Below are 17,252 nucleotides of genomic sequence, written 5' to 3' on the forward strand. Positions count from 1 at the left end.
ATATAGCGAGCCGGGGATGGTGGAAGCCCGGTAAGGAGATAGATGCGGAAGATCACCCTTGAGCTCCATGCATGAAATTATCCATCGAACCGGGATAACTAGTGTTTGGCGTTTATTCACGTTACGAATGAAACGAGTGAAAATATCCCGTTGGATATTTTTATGAGGGTGGTACCGCGGGAAAGCTTTCTCGTCCCTTTTCAGGGATGAGAAAGCTTTTTTGTTGTTCTGATATGATTAAACACGTACCAAAGTAGAAAAAATGGCAATAACGATCATGCTGAAGGAGGATATAGCTATGGAATATAAAGAAACATTATTAATGCCGAAAACAGAGTTCCCGATGAGAGGGAACCTGCCTAAAAGAGAACCTGAAACACAACAGAAGTGGGAAGAGATGGATATTTATAAGAAGGTACAAGAACGCACACAGGGACGTCCTCTGTTTGTCCTTCACGACGGTCCTCCCTATGCAAATGGGAACCTCCACATGGGGCATGCCCTGAATAAGATCTTGAAGGACTTTATCGTACGGTACAAATCGATGAACGGTTTCCACGCACCATATGTGCCGGGATGGGATACGCACGGTCTTCCAATCGAGCAGGCACTTACGAATAAAGGGGTAAAAAGAAAAGAAATGACTGTTGCGGAATTCCGTAAGTTATGTGAAGAATACGCATATGAGCAAGTTGATATCCAACGAACTCAATTCAAACAGCTTGGCGTCCGCGGAGACTGGGAAAATCCTTATATTACGTTAAAACCTGAATACGAGGCACAGCAAATCAAGGTGTTCGGTGATATGGCGAAAAAAGGATATATTTATAAGGGGAAAAAACCTGTATACTGGTCTCCTTCCAGTGAATCCGCTCTGGCAGAAGCTGAAATTGAATACCAGGATAAGCGGTCCCCGTCCATTTATGTTGGATTCAATGTGACTGATGGAAATGGAATCCTAGAAGAAGGAACTCAGTTCATTATCTGGACGACAACCCCGTGGACGATTCCGGCGAATCTTGGGATCGCGGTTCATCAGGATCTCACATACGTAGTAGTATCAATCAATGACAACTCCTATGTAGTAGCCGAAGATCTGCTTGAGGATGTTGCAGAAACCCTCGAATGGGCAGATTACAATGTAACGAAAAAAGTCAAAGGCGCCGAACTTGAGCGTTTGAAAGCGAAACATCCGCTTTATGACCGTGAATCACTTGTAATCCTTGGTGATCATGTTACAACAGACTCAGGTACAGGCTGTGTACACACTGCTCCGGGTCATGGGGAAGACGACTTCCTTGTCGGTAAAAAGTACGGATTGGACGTCTTGTGCCCTGTCGACGATAAGGGTGTAATGACTTCTGAAGCACCAGGATTTGAAGGTTTATTCTATGACAAAGCTAATAAACCTATTACTGAAAAGCTTGAGGAAGCCGGGGCATTATTGAAGCTGAACTTTATCACACACTCTTACCCTCATGACTGGCGTACGAAAAAGCCGGTTATCTTCAGAGCGACAGCACAATGGTTCGCATCAATTGATAAGTTCCGTGATGAGCTGCTGCAGGCTGTCAAGGATACGAAGTGGGTGCCAAACTGGGGTGAAACACGCCTCTTCAATATGGTAAGGGACCGCGGTGACTGGTGTATTTCAAGACAGCGTGCATGGGGCGTCCCAATCCCGGTATTCTACGCTGAAAACGGCGAGGAAATCATCACGGATGAAACGATTGATCATGTGTCTGCATTATTCAGCAAGCACGGTTCTAATATCTGGTTTGAGAATGAAGCAAAGGATCTTCTGCCAGAAGGCTTCACTCATGAAGGAAGTCCGAATGGCCGGTTCACGAAAGAACAGGACATCATGGATGTGTGGTTTGACTCAGGTTCTTCGCACCAGGCAGTACTTGAAGCCCGTGATGACCTGCAGCGTCCTGCAGACCTTTACCTTGAGGGGTCCGATCAATATCGCGGCTGGTTCAACTCATCACTTACGACAGGTGTGGCGGTCACAGGAAAAGCACCTTATAAAGGGGTACTGAGCCACGGATTCGCACTTGACGGAGAAGGAAGAAAGATGAGTAAATCACTTGGAAACGTAGTAGTACCGGAAAAAGTCATGAAACAGCTCGGTGCGGATATCCTCCGCCTATGGGTGGCTTCAGTTGATTATCAATCAGATGTACGCGTATCTGATTCGATTTTAAAACAAGTGGCTGAAGTATACAGGAAGATCCGCAATACGTATCGATTCCTCCTCGGTAACCTGGCTGACTTCGATCCAAAAGCCAATAAAGTATCATATGAGGATCTTCGTGAAGTTGATCAGTTCATGATGGTCAAACTGAATGACCTGGTCAAAAATGTGAAGAAATCATATGACAATTATGAATTTGCAAGCATCTACCATGCGGTCAACAACTTCTGTACTTTGGATTTAAGCTCATTCTATCTAGATTTTGCAAAAGATGTCCTGTACATCGAAGCTGAAGATAACTATGAGAGAAGAGCGATGCAGACTGTGTTATATGAAGCGTTGGTTGTTCTTGCGAAATTGATGTCACCGATTCTTTCTCATACAGCAGACGAAGTGTGGGCTCATGTCCCTGGAGTAGAAGGAGAAAGTGTACAATTAACGGATATGCCTGAATGGAAGGAAATCCCTAATGCCGAAGAGCTTAAAACAAAATGGAACGCATTCCTTGAAATTCGTGATGATGTATTAAAAGCTCTGGAAGAAGCGCGTAATCAAAAGGTGATCGGAAAATCATTAACGGCAAAAGTGACTCTTTACGTAAATGATGAAACTCAATCTTTACTTAACTCCATTTCAGAGGATCTGAAACAATTATTCATCGTTTCAGCCATAGAAGTCGGCGGTGAAGCAGCTGATGCACCTGAACATGCATTGACAGTCGGACAAAACAAGATTGTCGTCGAAAAAGCTGAAGGCGAAACATGTGCCCGCTGCTGGGTAGTCACTCCGACAGTAGGGGAAGACAAAGATCACCCCGAACTATGCACGCGTTGTGCTTCCGTTGTGAAAGAAAATTATTCTCATCTAGCATAAAATATATGTTAGTGATTGGAAAATAAAGTGTCTTGGTCTTAGCAAAACCCTAACTAATTTGCCTCAGGTATGCAAAATAGTTAGGGTTTTTTTGTTTAAATGTACAGTTAAATGTTAGCTCTTTCCAGCGGTTGATTGGAGTGTAAGACGAAGACTCCTGCGGGTAGAGTAGCTTATAAGAAAAGCGAAAGGGCTTTGTTCAGAGGCGGGGGGCATAAGACGAGGCGGCCTGGAAGGCGCTCTTTGCCTTCTTGGCCGGTTTGGCTTATGACCTGTGCCTCTAAGCCCTGCAGCTGGACAGGTGAGAACCCGCAGGAGCGCAAGCTCTGAGGAGGCTCACGGGCTACCCGCGGAAAGCGAAGTCTTGCACGCATTAGCGGAATTGCAACAGAACCATTTATGTTTTGGCTTTATTAAGCATGAAATCATTGACATATTTCTTTAAATGGCGCAGTTATGTCATCGGCAGGCACAATTCCATAATTACTATATCTTGCAAGACAACTTTATTTTTCTTTCCTCCATACTATAAATGGAGGGATCAAGATGACATATGACCGATACACATCCATCATTCAGGAATTGACAGCATCTTTAAAAGAGCTGGAGGCAAGTCGATCTCAACACCCGTTAATACAACATTTTATTAAAGAGGAAATTTCAGATGTGAAACACGCGCTTCATCTTGCTTCTCAGGATCGTTTCGGACTATGTGAGATGAGCGGTGAAGAAATTCCCTTTGACCTGATTAAGATGAACCCGACTGTTACTTCATTGCGAGAGGCTAATGAATGGAGGCAATACGGGAAAATCCATGTGGGAAGGCAATCATAAAACCATCTTTTCTCGCGGATTAAGTGTCTTTATTCTATTGTTTATGCTAAAATGCAAAGGTAATCATTTCTTACGATGTGGAGGTTGCCTTTGTGTTTTATTATTTAGTGGCTTTGGTTGTAATTGGATTGGATCAGCTGACGAAGTGGTTGGTTGTGAAAAAGATGCAAGAAGGGGAAAGTATAGAAATCATTCAAAACGTTTTCTACTTGACTTCTCATCGGAATCAAGGTGCAGCATGGGGAATACTCCAGGGGCAAATGTGGTTTTTTTACATTATTACGTTAGTAGTAATTGTGGGAATTGTGTATTATATGCAGGTCCATGCGAAAGGTAAGGCTTTATTCAGTATAAGCCTCGCATTTATGCTTGGGGGGGCAATTGGAAACTTTATTGACCGTATCTTCCGAAAAGAAGTTGTCGATTTTTTAAATACATATATTTTTTCCTATGATTTTCCGATATTCAATATTGCCGATGCAGCATTGACAATCGGAGTGGCACTATTAATCATATACATGTATCTGGACGAACGAAAAGCAAAGAAGGAGAAACAAAATGGAAGTAATTCAACATATCATACAACAGAATGAGCAGGGTGAACGGATCGATAAGATAGTAAGCGGACTGAATAAAGAATGGTCCCGATCACAGGTCCAGCAGTGGATCAAGGACGGACACATCAAAGTTGATGAAGAAAAGGTCAAGCCAAACTTTAAATGTCCTGCTGAATCAACAATCACAGTCACGATTCCAGAACCCGAGGGACTTGATGTCGAACCTGAGAATCTTCATCTGGATATTGCTTATGAGGATTCGGATGTCATTGTAGTGAATAAGCCAAAGGGGATGGTTGTCCATCCCGCACCAGGCCATTATTCCGGTACGATGGTGAATGGACTTATGTATCATTGTAAAGATCTTTCCGGTATCAATGGTGTATTAAGACCCGGAATCGTGCATCGGATCGATAAGGATACATCCGGTTTATTGATGGTTGCAAAAAATGACCTGGCACATGAACATCTGGTCAATCAGCTGGTGGCAAAGACGGTAACGAGAAAATACACAGCAATCGTCCACGGGACCATCCCTCATGAATACGGGACAATTGATGCTCCGATCGGCAGGGACCCCAAAGACCGCCAGAGTATGACGGTGGTGGACAATGGAAAGAATGCCGTCACTCACTTTAAAGTATTGGAGCGTTTCAAGGACTTTACATTGGTTCAGTGTGAACTCGAAACCGGCCGCACCCATCAAATTCGTGTCCATATGAAGTATATAGGTTATCCGCTCGCCGGAGACCCTAAATATGGTCCACGCAAAACGTTAAATATAAATGGACAGGCGCTCCATGCCGGAGTTCTCGGCTTCAACCACCCAAGGACTGAGGAATATATGGAATTCCAGGCTGAGCTTCCAAAGGAATTCGAGCAGTTGTTAGCACAGTTGAAAAATAACCATTGACAAACGTGGAGACAACCTGTACCATTTAGTTAATTGAATAACACCTTTAATACGGTCCCGTGAGGCTGAGAAGGAGCAATGTACGACCTGCGACAGGCGTGCAGTGATTATTAACGATAAGTGTGCCCTCTCATCCAAACGGTGAGAGGGTTTTTTTATAAACAAAAAGGCGAAAAGAGGTGCAGGAATGGCAAAAAAAGCAACGGTATTAGATCAACCCGCGATCAGGAGGGCATTGACGCGGATCGCCCATGAAATCATCGAACGAAATAAAGGCATCGAGAATTGTGTCCTCGTCGGAATCAAGACCAGGGGGATCTATATTGCCAAACGCCTTGCGGAACGCATTCATGACATAGAAGGAGAAGAAATTCCTGTAGGAGAAATCGACATCACGCTGTACAGGGACGATCTCAGCAAGAAGACAGAAGACAATGAACCGGAAGTGAAGGGATCAGACCTGCCGGTAGATATCACCAATAAAAAAGTTATTCTGATAGATGATGTATTATTTACCGGAAGAACCGTTCGGGCAGGACTCGATGCTCTGATGGACAGAGGGCGCCCAAGCCAGATTCAATTGGCCGTCCTAGTGGACAGAGGACACAGGGAACTTCCGATCAGGGCAGATTTTGTAGGTAAAAACATACCAACTTCAAGTTCTGAAAAGATCATGGTATCACTCTCCGAAGTAGACGGGGAAGAACAGGTAACCATTCATGAAAAAGAATAAAGCATAATCCTTTTAAGATTGGTCCAGAGAGGCTGACAAAGGATGGGAATGATGGGCTGAATGCCTTCTTATACCCTCTTTGTACCCTCTTACAGGACAAAGAGGGTTTTTTTATGAAAAAAAGCAAACAGATTCAAGGGAGGAACAAGTAATGAACGAAAATCAAAAAATAGTACTTGATGTAGAAGAAAGACCGAATCCTGGGAAATGGCTGACACTAAGCATACAGCATCTTTTTGCCATGTTCGGAGCAACGGTCCTGGTTCCTTTCCTCGTAGGATTGAGCCCGGGTGTTGCCCTGATATCAAGCGGGTTGGGAACATTGGCATACCTGCTCATCACAAAAGGGAGAATCCCGGCTTACCTTGGATCATCCTTCGCCTTCATCGCACCGATCCTTGCAGCGAAAAGTCTTGGCGGGCCCCAGGCTGCCATGATGGGAAGCTTCCTGGCAGGGATTGTCTACGGAATCGTGGCACTTCTTATTTCAAAACTGGGATTAAAATGGCTGACCAGGATTCTGCCGCCGATTGTGGTAGGCCCTGTAATCATGGTCATCGGTCTTGGTCTTGCAGGTACTGCAGTAGACATGGCGATGTATAAGAACCCGGGTGCAGAGAATCTGGTATACAGCAATACGCACTTCATGGTCGCGCTGGCAACGCTCGCGATCACCATCATCTGCTCGATATATTTCAAAGGTTTCCTCGGGATGGTCCCGATTCTTGCAGGGATTGTCGGAGGCTACATCATAGCGGTATTCGCCGGGCTGGTTGACTTCCAAAAAGTCATCGACGCTCCATTCTTTCAGATGCCGGATTTCTTCATCCCGTTTGTTGACTACACGCCAAGCTTTTCTTGGGAAATCGTCTCCATCATGGTACCTGTCGCCTTAGTAACGCTCGCGGAGCATACGGGTGACCAGATGGTATTGAGCAAAGTGGTAGGCAGGAACTTTATCGAAAAGCCGGGACTGCACCGCTCGATTCTCGGAGACGGGGTTGCAACTGTGATTGCATCCATGCTCGGAGGACCTCCTAATACTACTTATGGGGAAAACATCGGAGTCCTGGCAATAACACGGGTTTACAGCGTATTCGTCATCGCCGGGGCCGCGGTGCTTGCAGTCACATTCGGGTTCATCGGAAAAATCACGGCACTGATCGGCTCGATTCCATCAGCAGTAATGGGCGGTGTCTCCATCCTTCTTTTCGGAATCATCGCCTCCAGCGGGCTCCGGATGCTGATCGACAACAAAGTGGACCTTGGGAACAAACGCAACTTGGTGATTTCTTCAGTCATTCTAGTCATCGGTGTCGGCGGAGCGTTCGTAAAAGTGAGCGATGAAGTTTCACTATCGGGAATGGCACTGGCCGCGATTGTCGGAGTAGTATTGAACCTGGTCTTACCGGGAAGAGAAGAAAGTGAAGGAAACCAAAATTTATTCGAAGAAGAACAATCTTCAAAAAGTGAAGTCGCATAGAAACACCTTTTAAGTTAGTCCAGAGAGTCTACAAGGGTGAAATTGAACGGGACAGGGGAGCAGTGTACCCCCTTGTCGCCATGTACGTATGTTCAAAACCACCCTGTCGAACCCTGACAGGGTGGTTTTTTTAGGAGGGTCCATCGTGAAGAGTTTATTGACAATGAATGAATTAACAAAAGACGAAATCATTGAAATCCTTGATCAGGCTGAACGATTTAAAAACGGAGAGGCTTGGAACAAAGGAGCGGATAAATATGTGGCCAACCTTTTTTTTGAAGCAAGTACGCGGACTAAATGCAGTTTTGAGATGGCGGAAAGGAAACTGGGGCTGGGGGTCATCCCTTTCGAGGCACACACCTCGAGTGTCCAAAAAGGAGAATCACTATACGACACCGTCCGGACCCTTGAATCGATCGGGGTGGAAACGGTTGTCATCCGGCATTCGCTGGATCGCTATTTTGATGAACTCGCAGGCTTAAAGATCAGCGTGATCAACGGCGGCGACGGCTGCGGAAATCATCCTACACAATGCTTATTGGATCTTCTGACGATACGCCAGGAATTCGGGGGATTTGAAAATCTGCAAGTGGCGATCATTGGTGATATAGCACACAGCAGGGTGGCGCGCTCAAATGCAGAGGCACTGTCAAAATTGGGAGCGGAAGTCGTATTCTCGGGTCCCCGTGAATGGTTTCCGCCCGAATATCAGAACCGGTATATGACAGTGGATGAAAGTATTGCGACTTCAGATGCAGTGATGCTTCTAAGGATTCAGCATGAACGCCACGGCAGCACATCTGCCCTGACAAAGGAAGAATATCATGAAAGCTTCGGACTGACTGTCAGTAGAAAACAAAGGATGAAAGATAGGGGAATCATTCTTCATCCCGCCCCAGTCAACAGGGGGGTCGAAATAGATGATTCTTTGGTGGAATGCGAGAATTCAAGGATATTCAAGCAAATGGAAAATGGAGTATTCGTAAGGATGGCTGTTTTAAAAAGAGCGCTAAACAACTAATAGGGGGAATGGCAGATGAACTGGATCATACGGAATGCTAATATCATCAATGAAAATGAAGAAATGGTACAAATTGATTTAAAGGTACAAGGAAATAAAATTACCGCAATGGGTCCGGAGCTTGCAAGCGGTAATCACGAGGAATTCGAAGCTGAAGGATTATTGATTTCCCCTGGATTTGTCGACCTTCATGTTCACTTGAGAGAGCCTGGAGGAGAACATAAAGAAACAATCAAAACCGGGACTGCAGCAGCTGCAAAAGGGGGATTCACAACGATTGCGGCCATGCCTAATACGAGACCTGTACCTGACTCGGAAGAAACACTTGCAGCCCTGAATGAAAAGATTACTGAAACTGCCAGCATACGTGTCCTCCCATACGCTGCAATCACTGAAAGGCAGGCGGGTAAGAAGCTGAATGACTTTAAAACACTGAAAGAGGAAGGGGGATTTGCCTTCACGGATGACGGTGTTGGCGTCCAGTCTGCAGGAATGATGCTTGAAGCGATGAAACAGGCAGCAGGCATCGGGGCCTCAATTGTCGCACACTGTGAAGAGAACACCCTCATCAACAAGGGAGCGGTGCACGAAGGCAAATTTTCACGGAAACATGAAATCGCTGGAATCCCCTCTGTATGCGAAGCCGTACATATTGCACGGGATGTGCTGCTGGCTGAAGCGGCAGGCGTTCATTATCATGTATGTCATATCTCAACAAAAGAATCGGTAAGGGTAGTGAGGGATGCCAAAAGGGCCGGCATCAATGTCACTGCTGAAGTAACACCCCACCATCTTATTCTTTGTGAAGATGATATACCGGGTCTGGATCCGAATTTTAAGATGAATCCACCGCTTCGAAGCAAAGAAGATCAAGAAGCGTTGATTGAAGGTTTATTGGATGGAACGATTGATTTCATCGCGACTGACCATGCACCGCATACGAAAGCTGAAAAATCAGAGGGAATGCAGCTGGCGCCATTTGGGATTACAGGACTTGAAACTGCCTTTCCGCTTCTATATACAAACTTTGTCGATAAGGGAATTTTCACTCTGAAGCAGTTAATCGATTGGATGACTGTCAAACCAAGCAAGGCATTCAATCTTCCATTCGGACGCCTGGAAGTCGGAGGGGAAGCGGATTTCACCCTCGTTAACTTATCAGAAAAGAAAACAGTGGATCCCGATCAATTTTTATCAAAGGGAAAAAATACACCTTTCAAAGGCTGGGAATGCAAAGGTTGGCCTGCAGCTACATTTTATCAAGGATCACTTGTATGGGAAAAAGGAGGAAATGAAGAATGAAAAGAAAACTCATATTAGACGATGGAACAGTATTCATTGGAGAAGGCTTTGGAGCGAATGAAGAAACAATCGGAGAGGTTGTATTTAATACAAGTATGACCGGCTATCAGGAAATTCTCTCAGACCCCTCCTATTGCGGGCAGCTTGTAACGTTAACATATCCCCTGGTTGGAAACTACGGCATCAACAGGGACGACTTTGAATCGATCACCCCTGCCATCAAAGCATTCATCGTAAGGGAAGAGGCTGACTTCGCTTCGAACTGGAGAAACGAATCAACACTTGATGAGCTGTTGAAAGTGAAAGGGATCCCGGGGCTTGCAGAAATAGATACGAGGAAACTGACACGTATCATCAGAAAGCATGGGGCAATGAAGGGGATCCTATGTTCAGCAGAAATGGATACAGAGGAAATGCTTGAAAAACTGCATCGGACTCCATTAAGAAGAGACCAAGTAGAGCAGGTTTCGACTCAAACGGCTTATGCAAGCCCGGGAAGAGGGTTCAGGGTCGTCCTGATGGATTTCGGCATGAAGCACGGAATACTGAGGGAACTCAATAAACGTGATTGTGACGTCATTGTGGTCCCTTACGATACTTCAGCAGAAGAAATCCGCAGGCTGCAGCCGGACGGCATCATGCTGTCGAACGGACCGGGAGATCCGAAAGATGTCCCCCAGGCAATTGAAACAATCAAATCGCTGCTAGGGGAGATCCCGCTCTTTGGAATCTGCCTGGGACACCAGTTATTCGCACTGGCTTGCGGCGGGGATTCTTTCAAGATGAAGTTCGGACACCGCGGGGGCAACCACCCTGTCAAAGACTTGAAAACCGGGAAAGTGGCATTGACTTCGCAAAACCACGGTTATTCTGTGGATGAGAAATCACTCGCTGGTACGAGGATCGAAGTCACTCATATTGCCATCAATGATGGTACGGTGGAAGGCTTGAAACATTTGGATTACCCTGCGTTCACGGTGCAATATCATCCAGAAGCCTCACCGGGGCCGGAGGATTCCAACTATCTATTCGATGATTTCATGAAATTAATGGAAGATGAAAAAAGAAAGGAGCTTCAACATGCCTAAACGTACAGACATTAAAAGTATTTTAGTAATCGGAAGCGGACCAATCATCATAGGACAGGCGGCAGAATTCGACTATGCGGGGACACAGGCCTGTATCGCCCTTAGGGAAGAAGGTTACCGGGTCATATTGGTCAACTCCAACCCGGCAACAATCATGACAGACGCTGAAATGGCTGACAAAGTCTATATTGAGCCTCTGACACTCGATTTCGTGAGCAGGATCATACGCAAAGAACGTCCGGATGCGGTCCTTCCGACGCTCGGTGGGCAGACCGGCTTGAATCTGGCTGTTGAGCTTTCAAAATCAGGAGTATTAGACGAATGCGGAGTCGAAATTCTCGGAACGAAATTATCTGCCATTGAAAAAGCGGAAGATCGTGATCTATTCAGGAATCTGATGAATGAGCTCAATGAGCCGGTACCTGAGAGCGAAATCATCCGCAGTGTGGAAGAAGCGTTTCACTTTGTCGATGGGGTGGGATTCCCGGTCATCGTAAGGCCTGCATACACACTTGGAGGTACAGGAGGCGGGATTTGCCATAATGAAGAAGAACTGATTGAAATCGTAAGCTCCGGGTTGAAATACAGCCCTGTGACACAATGTCTGCTTGAGAAAAGTATCGCAGGATTTAAAGAAATAGAGTACGAGGTTATGAGGGACGGAGCCGATAATGCGATCGTTGTGTGTAATATGGAAAACATCGATCCTGTTGGAATCCATACAGGCGATTCGATAGTAGTTGCCCCAAGTCAGACCTTAAGTGACAGGGAATATCAAATGCTCAGGAACACAAGCCTGAAGATTATCCGAGAACTGGGGATAGAAGGAGGCTGCAACGTTCAGCTCGCACTGGATCCCGACAGTTTCCAGTATTACATCATCGAAGTGAATCCGAGGGTGAGCCGTTCTTCGGCACTTGCTTCAAAAGCAACCGGCTATCCGATTGCCAAGCTGGCAGCGAAGATCGCAGTAGGTCTTACGTTGGATGAAATGATGAATCCGGTCACTGGAAAAACATACGCCGCCTTTGAACCGGCACTTGATTATGTGGTGACAAAGATTCCGCGCTGGCCATTTGACAAGTTTGAAGCAGCCAAACGGAATCTCGGCACCCAGATGAAAGCAACCGGTGAGGTGATGGCAATCGGTAGAACATTTGAGGAATCACTGTTAAAGGCCATCCGCTCATTAGAAAGCAATACGTATCACATGGAGTTAAGCGATGCGGAGCAAATGACCGATCAATGGATTGAGAAAAGGATCCGCAAAGCTGGTGATGAACGTCTCTTCTATGTAGGGGAAGCACTCAGAAGAGGAGTGAATATAGAAACAATTCACGAGTGGAGTAAGATTGACCTTTTCTTCTTATATAAGATGAATAGAATTGTAGAGTTTGAAAGAGAATTAAGGGACCATCCGTTTAACGTGGAACTTGCTGAAAAAGCAAAACGTATGGGCTTCTCTGACATTACTGTCGCAAAACTTTGGGACTGTAAGGAAAATGAAGTCTATCAGTGGAGAAAAGAAAACAGCCTTCTCCCGGTATACAAGATGGTCGATACCTGTGCAGCCGAGTTTGAATCTGAAACACCATACTTCTATGGGACGTACGAGGATGAAAACGAATCGAAAGTCACTGAAAGAGAAAGTGTCATTGTTCTGGGCTCCGGACCGATCCGAATCGGTCAGGGTGTGGAATTTGATTACGCAACAGTCCATTCTGTCTGGGCGATCAAAGAAGCAGGATATGAAGCGATCATCGTAAACAACAACCCTGAAACGGTCTCAACAGATTTCAGTATTTCAGATAAGTTATACTTTGAGCCGCTTACGGTTGAGGATGTGATGCACATCATTGATCTAGAGAAACCTAAAGGAGTTGTGGTCCAATTTGGAGGACAGACGGCGATTAACCTGGCAGAGGAGTTGGTGAGAAGGGGAGTCACTATTCTTGGGACTTCACTTGAGGATCTCGACCGTGCCGAAAATCGCGACAAATTCGAACATACACTTAACCAATTAGGGATTCCCCAGCCAGAAGGGAAAACCGCGGTTTCTGTAGAAGGAGCACTTGAAATTGCAGAATCCATCGGATACCCGGTACTGGTCAGACCTTCATATGTACTCGGCGGAAGGGCCATGGAGATTGTATATAGGAGAGAAGAACTCCTTCACTATATGAAAAACGCAGTAAAGGTAAATCCGCAGCACCCTGTACTGATCGACAGATACCTGATCGGAAAAGAGATTGAAGTCGATGCAATTTCAGACGGCGTCGATGTCGTTGTCCCTGGAATCATGGAGCACATCGAACGGGCAGGCGTCCATTCAGGGGATTCCATCGCAGTGTACCCTCCGCAGCAGTTGACGCATGAACAAAAAGAAACATTAGTGGACTACACTACCCGCCTCGCAAAGGGGTTGAATATTGTCGGCCTGCTTAACATTCAATATGTCATATCAAAAGGTGAGATCTTTGTTCTGGAAGTGAATCCTCGCTCAAGCAGAACGGTGCCATTCATCAGTAAGATCACAAATGTGCCGATGGCCAATATGGCGACGAAATCAATCCTCGGAATATCTTTGAAAGAGCAGGGGTATGAATCAGGGCTTATACCTGAAAAACAGGGAGTATATGTAAAAGTCCCGGTATTCTCTTTTGCAAAGCTGAGAAGAGTGGATATCACGCTGGGCCCTGAAATGAAATCCACCGGGGAAGTCATGGGGAAAGATTCTACTTTAGAGAAAGCACTGTACAAAGGAATGGTCGCTGCCGGGATGGAAATGAAGGAGCACGGATCCGTCCTGATGACAGTGGCGGATAAAGACAAGGAAGAAGCGGTGTTATTGGCTAAACGCTTCGTGAATATAGGCTATCAAATCCTTGCCACGAAGGGAACGGCTCAGCATTTGATGAAAGCAGGTATCGGTGTCAAAGAAGTCGATAAGATCGGTTCTGAGGGGCCGACATTGCTTGACCTCATTCAAAGCGGAGAGACGCAGCTTGTCATCAACACCCTTACTAAAGGAAAGCAGCCGGCCAGGGACGGTTTCAGGATCAGAAGAGAATCAGTGGAAAATGGAGTGCCATGTCTTACTTCTTTAGATACGGCAGAAGCGATCTTGCGGGTGATCGAATCCATGACCTTCTCGGCAGAGGCACTGGAAGCCTCGCCAGAAAAAAGAAAGGCGGTTCATCAATGATCGTAAACGACCAGATGAAGGTGGTTTCCCATGAAAAGATTGCAAAAAATATCTTTGAATTAGTCCTCCATGGGGAATTGGTGAATCAAATAAAGGCCCCTGGACAGTTTGTCCATGTGAAAGTCGGGACCGGGATCGACCCATTGTTAAGGAGGCCTATCTCCATTGCAGCTCGTAATCAAGAAGAGCAAAGCATGACGTTGATTTACCGTGCTGAAGGCAAGGGGACGAAGCTTCTTTCCCTCGTCGATATAGGGGAAACAGTTGATATTCTGGGGCCTCTTGGAAATGGATTCACTGTGGAAGAGGGGGAAAGCAAGACTGCATTATTGATAGGCGGGGGAATCGGTGTTCCTCCCCTATACGGTCTTTCCAAAAGTTTAATCGCTAAAGGCTGGGAAGTAAAACATATCCTGGGCTTTCAAGACCGGTCTGTCAGCTTTTATAAAGAACGATTTGAGGAACTGGGAGAAACGTTTATTGCCACAGTGGATGGATCACTCGGGACAAAAGGGTTTGTCACCGATGTCATTCAGAAGGAAGCACCCGGTTTTGATGAGTATTTTTCTTGCGGTCCGACACCGATGCTAAAAGCCTTACAATCCAGATTAGAGATGAAAAGCGGTTTCATTTCTTTAGAGGAGAGAATGGGCTGTGGAATCGGAGCATGTTTTGCATGCGTATGTCATAAACAGGACGATCCGGATGGTTACAGTTATGTGAAAGTATGCAGTGACGGCCCAGTATTTTCGGCAGGGGTGGTGCAATTATGAGAAGGTTGAAAATTGAATTACCAGGATTATCGCTGAAAAATCCGGTCATGCCGGCTTCAGGCTGTTTTGGGTTTGGACGCGAATACAGTCAATTCTATGATTTAAGTGAACTTGGCGCAATCATGATAAAGGCGACCACCGAAGAACCGCGCTTCGGGAACCCCACTCCTCGTGTAGCGGAAACAAACGGGGGGATGTTAAATGCCATCGGGCTTCAAAACCCGGGGCTTAAGGGGGTTATGGACAATGAACTTCCATGGCTCTCCCAGTTTGATGTCCCCATCATTGCCAATGTGGCCGGTTCAAAAATGGAAGATTATGTTGAAGTCGCAAAGGAAATCTCAACAGCATCCAATGTAAAAGCACTGGAACTGAACATATCATGCCCGAATGTTAAAACGGGCGGAATCGCATTCGGGACCATTCCGGAAGTGGCAAAGGAACTGACGAAAAGAGTCAAAGAGGTGTCGGAGGTCCCGCTATATGTAAAGCTTTCACCGAATGTCTCCAATATTGTTGAAATGGCCAAGGCGGTTGAGGCAGGCGGTGCGGACGGTTTGACGATGATCAATACTCTCCTTGGAATGAGACTGGATATCAAAACGGCCAAGCCCGTACTGGCCAATAAAACAGGCGGTTTATCCGGACCTGTGATCAAGCCTGTTGCCATCAGGATGATCTATGAAGTAAGCCAGGCAGTCGACCTTCCGATTATAGGGATGGGCGGCATTCAGACAGCCGAAGACGTCATTGAATATTTTTATGCAGGTGCAAGTGCAGTGGCAGTCGGGACAGCTAACTTCGTCGATCCTTTTGTATGTCAGCGGATCATTAACGAACTGCCTGCCTTACTTGATGAACTTGGGGTGGATCAAATTTCCGAACTAATTGGGAGGAGCTGGGGTAAGCATGAATCAAAAACCATTTATAGCTCTTGATTTTCCGACGTGGGAAGATACGTCTTCATTTCTGGAATTAATCGATGAGAGTTTGAATGTGAAAGTTGGTATGGAATTATATCTTCAAAACGGGCCAAGCATCATCGAAAAGCTATTGAAGGATAATCACCGTATATTCCTTGATTTGAAACTCCACGATATCCCCAACACTGTTTATGGGGCAATGAAGGGTCTAGCCCAATATGACCTGGAACTGCTCAATGTGCATGCCGCGGGGGGCACAGCTATGATGGAAAAGGCTTTGGAAGGCCTTCATACTGGGAGACCGGCCAATCAAAATCCTACAAAACTGATTGCAGTGACCCAATTAACATCCACCTCCGAAAAGCAGATGAGGGATGAACAACTGATTGCTCGATCAATCAATGATTCAGTCTTGCATTATGCGAGTCTCGCAAAACAGTCAGGGCTCGATGGAGTGGTATGTTCACCTCATGAAGCAATGCTGATCAGGGAACATTGCGGGGAGGATTTTTTGAGGGTCACCCCGGGGATCAGACTATCTGACGATGATAAGGGGGATCAGCAAAGAATTACAACCCCTGAAAAAGCGAGGGAAATGGGGTCTTCATTAATCGTAGTAGGAAGAAGCATCACCAAAGCAGAAAATCCACAACTCGCTTATGAACAAGTTGTAAAAGAATGGGAGGGCTTGAAATGAAAATAGAAATTGCCAATAAACTATTAGACATCGAAGCTGTCTTTTTAAATCCTGCAGAGCCTTTTACATGGTCATCGGGGATTAAGTCGCCGATTTATTGTGATAACCGTTTAACCATGTCCTATCCATCGGTGAGAAATGAAATTTCGAGCGGACTTTCAGAGGTGATAAAAAAACGCTTTCCCGAAGCAGAAGTGATAGCCGGTACAGCTACAGCAGGGATTCCGCATGCAGCCTGGGTAAGTGAAAAACTGAACCTTCCGATGTGTTATGTCCGATCCAAAGCAAAGGCACATGGAAAAGGAAATCAAATTGAGGGTAAAGTCGCTGCCGGCCAAAAAGTAGTGGTGGTAGAGGATCTGATATCAACAGGCGGAAGCTGCATCACAGCAGTTGAAGCATTAAGGGAAGCAGGGTGTGAAGTATTGGGGGTTGCTGCCATCTTCACTTATGAACTTGAAAAAGGCAAAGCAATGCTCGAAGAACATAACATCAATGTTCATGCATTATCGGGTTACTCCAGTTTACTCCAAGTGGCACTAGAGCGTTCAATCATCAGGGAAGAAGAGCTGGAAAAATTGAATGCTTGGAAAGATAATCCCGAAGCATGGGGGAATTAACCCAAAAAAGCACTTTTACCAGGAAAACGGTAA

Annotated in this window: 14 protein-coding genes and 1 other annotated feature (1 of these 15 cut by a window edge); all 14 genes read left to right on the forward strand. The window is 45.8% G+C overall.

The features are described 5' to 3' along the window. Positions 1 to 201: a binding site (T-box leader), on the forward strand (it extends 43 nt beyond the left edge of the window). A 97-nt stretch (positions 202 to 298) separates the two neighbouring features. Next, entirely contained in the window at positions 299 to 3,070 is a 2,772-nt protein-coding gene (gene ileS, locus AS034_RS10010; protein ID WP_058298371.1) for an isoleucine--tRNA ligase, read from the forward strand. A gap of 546 nt (positions 3,071 to 3,616) precedes the next feature. After that, on the forward strand, positions 3,617 to 3,904 hold the full coding sequence (locus AS034_RS10015; protein WP_032088914.1) for a hypothetical protein: 288 nt from the start codon (positions 3,617 to 3,619) through the stop codon (positions 3,902 to 3,904). A 92-nt stretch (positions 3,905 to 3,996) separates the two neighbouring features. Then, positions 3,997 to 4,497 (forward strand): signal peptidase II, encoded by a 501-nt coding sequence (lspA, locus tag AS034_RS10020; RefSeq protein ID WP_058298372.1) that lies wholly within the window; start codon positions 3,997 to 3,999, stop codon positions 4,495 to 4,497. Continuing rightward, positions 4,463 to 5,374: an RluA family pseudouridine synthase gene (locus tag AS034_RS10025; RefSeq protein WP_032088912.1), complete on the forward strand. Its 912-nt coding sequence runs from the start codon at positions 4,463 to 4,465 to the stop codon at positions 5,372 to 5,374. Before lspA ends, AS034_RS10025 begins: the two co-directional genes overlap by 35 nt. Before the next feature lie 187 nt (positions 5,375 to 5,561). After that, positions 5,562 to 6,107: a bifunctional pyr operon transcriptional regulator/uracil phosphoribosyltransferase PyrR gene (pyrR, locus tag AS034_RS10030; protein WP_032088911.1), complete on the forward strand. Its 546-nt coding sequence runs from the start codon at positions 5,562 to 5,564 to the stop codon at positions 6,105 to 6,107. Positions 6,108 to 6,258: 151 nt separating this feature from the next. Next, on the forward strand, positions 6,259 to 7,590 hold the full coding sequence (locus AS034_RS10035; protein ID WP_032088910.1) for a uracil-xanthine permease family protein: 1,332 nt from the start codon (positions 6,259 to 6,261) through the stop codon (positions 7,588 to 7,590). 145 nt (positions 7,591 to 7,735) lie between these two features. Further along, entirely contained in the window at positions 7,736 to 8,611 is an 876-nt protein-coding gene (locus AS034_RS10040; RefSeq protein WP_058298373.1) for an aspartate carbamoyltransferase catalytic subunit, read from the forward strand. Between the two features lie 15 nt (positions 8,612 to 8,626). Beyond that, positions 8,627 to 9,913 (forward strand): dihydroorotase, encoded by a 1,287-nt coding sequence (locus tag AS034_RS10045; RefSeq protein ID WP_058298374.1) that lies wholly within the window; start codon positions 8,627 to 8,629, stop codon positions 9,911 to 9,913. Next, positions 9,910 to 11,001 (forward strand): carbamoyl phosphate synthase small subunit, encoded by a 1,092-nt coding sequence (locus tag AS034_RS10050; protein ID WP_098151216.1) that lies wholly within the window; start codon positions 9,910 to 9,912, stop codon positions 10,999 to 11,001. Before AS034_RS10045 ends, AS034_RS10050 begins: the two co-directional genes overlap by 4 nt. After that, entirely contained in the window at positions 10,994 to 14,206 is a 3,213-nt protein-coding gene (gene carB, locus AS034_RS10055) for a carbamoyl-phosphate synthase large subunit (protein ID WP_058298375.1), read from the forward strand. The genes AS034_RS10050 and carB overlap by 8 nt, the downstream gene beginning before the upstream one ends. Then, positions 14,203 to 14,979 carry a dihydroorotate dehydrogenase electron transfer subunit gene (locus AS034_RS10060; RefSeq protein WP_058298376.1) on the forward strand — a complete coding sequence of 259 codons (777 nt, stop codon included), beginning with the start codon at positions 14,203 to 14,205 and terminating at the stop codon, positions 14,977 to 14,979. Before carB ends, AS034_RS10060 begins: the two co-directional genes overlap by 4 nt. Next, positions 14,976 to 15,917: a dihydroorotate dehydrogenase gene (locus AS034_RS10065; protein WP_058298377.1), complete on the forward strand. Its 942-nt coding sequence runs from the start codon at positions 14,976 to 14,978 to the stop codon at positions 15,915 to 15,917. The genes AS034_RS10060 and AS034_RS10065 overlap by 4 nt, the downstream gene beginning before the upstream one ends. Then, entirely contained in the window at positions 15,889 to 16,599 is a 711-nt protein-coding gene (gene pyrF, locus AS034_RS10070) for an orotidine-5'-phosphate decarboxylase (protein WP_058298378.1), read from the forward strand. Before AS034_RS10065 ends, pyrF begins: the two co-directional genes overlap by 29 nt. Continuing rightward, positions 16,596 to 17,219 (forward strand): orotate phosphoribosyltransferase, encoded by a 624-nt coding sequence (gene pyrE, locus AS034_RS10075; protein WP_058298379.1) that lies wholly within the window; start codon positions 16,596 to 16,598, stop codon positions 17,217 to 17,219. Before pyrF ends, pyrE begins: the two co-directional genes overlap by 4 nt. Positions 17,220 to 17,252 lie beyond the last annotated feature (33 nt).

It is taken from the genome of [Bacillus] enclensis (assembly GCF_001456935.1).
Classification (GTDB): Bacteria; Bacillota; Bacilli; order Bacillales; family Bacillaceae_B; genus Rossellomorea; species Rossellomorea enclensis.

Coding starts and splice junctions, on each gene's coding strand:
- ileS (WP_058298371.1), top strand. CDS start 299: ATGGAATATAAAGAAACATTATTAATGCCGAAAACAGAGTTCCCGATG.
- AS034_RS10015 (WP_032088914.1), top strand. CDS start 3,617: ATGACATATGACCGATACACATCCATCATTCAGGAATTGACAGCATCT.
- AS034_RS10025 (WP_032088912.1), top strand. CDS start 4,463: ATGGAAGTAATTCAACATATCATACAACAGAATGAGCAGGGTGAACGG.
- pyrR (WP_032088911.1), top strand. CDS start 5,562: ATGGCAAAAAAAGCAACGGTATTAGATCAACCCGCGATCAGGAGGGCA.
- AS034_RS10035 (WP_032088910.1), top strand. CDS start 6,259: ATGAACGAAAATCAAAAAATAGTACTTGATGTAGAAGAAAGACCGAAT.
- AS034_RS10045 (WP_058298374.1), top strand. CDS start 8,627: ATGAACTGGATCATACGGAATGCTAATATCATCAATGAAAATGAAGAA.
- AS034_RS10050 (WP_098151216.1), top strand. CDS start 9,910: ATGAAAAGAAAACTCATATTAGACGATGGAACAGTATTCATTGGAGAA.
- carB (WP_058298375.1), top strand. CDS start 10,994: ATGCCTAAACGTACAGACATTAAAAGTATTTTAGTAATCGGAAGCGGA.
- AS034_RS10060 (WP_058298376.1), top strand. CDS start 14,203: ATGATCGTAAACGACCAGATGAAGGTGGTTTCCCATGAAAAGATTGCA.
- AS034_RS10065 (WP_058298377.1), top strand. CDS start 14,976: ATGAGAAGGTTGAAAATTGAATTACCAGGATTATCGCTGAAAAATCCG.
- pyrF (WP_058298378.1), top strand. CDS start 15,889: ATGAATCAAAAACCATTTATAGCTCTTGATTTTCCGACGTGGGAAGAT.
- pyrE (WP_058298379.1), top strand. CDS start 16,596: ATGAAAATAGAAATTGCCAATAAACTATTAGACATCGAAGCTGTCTTT.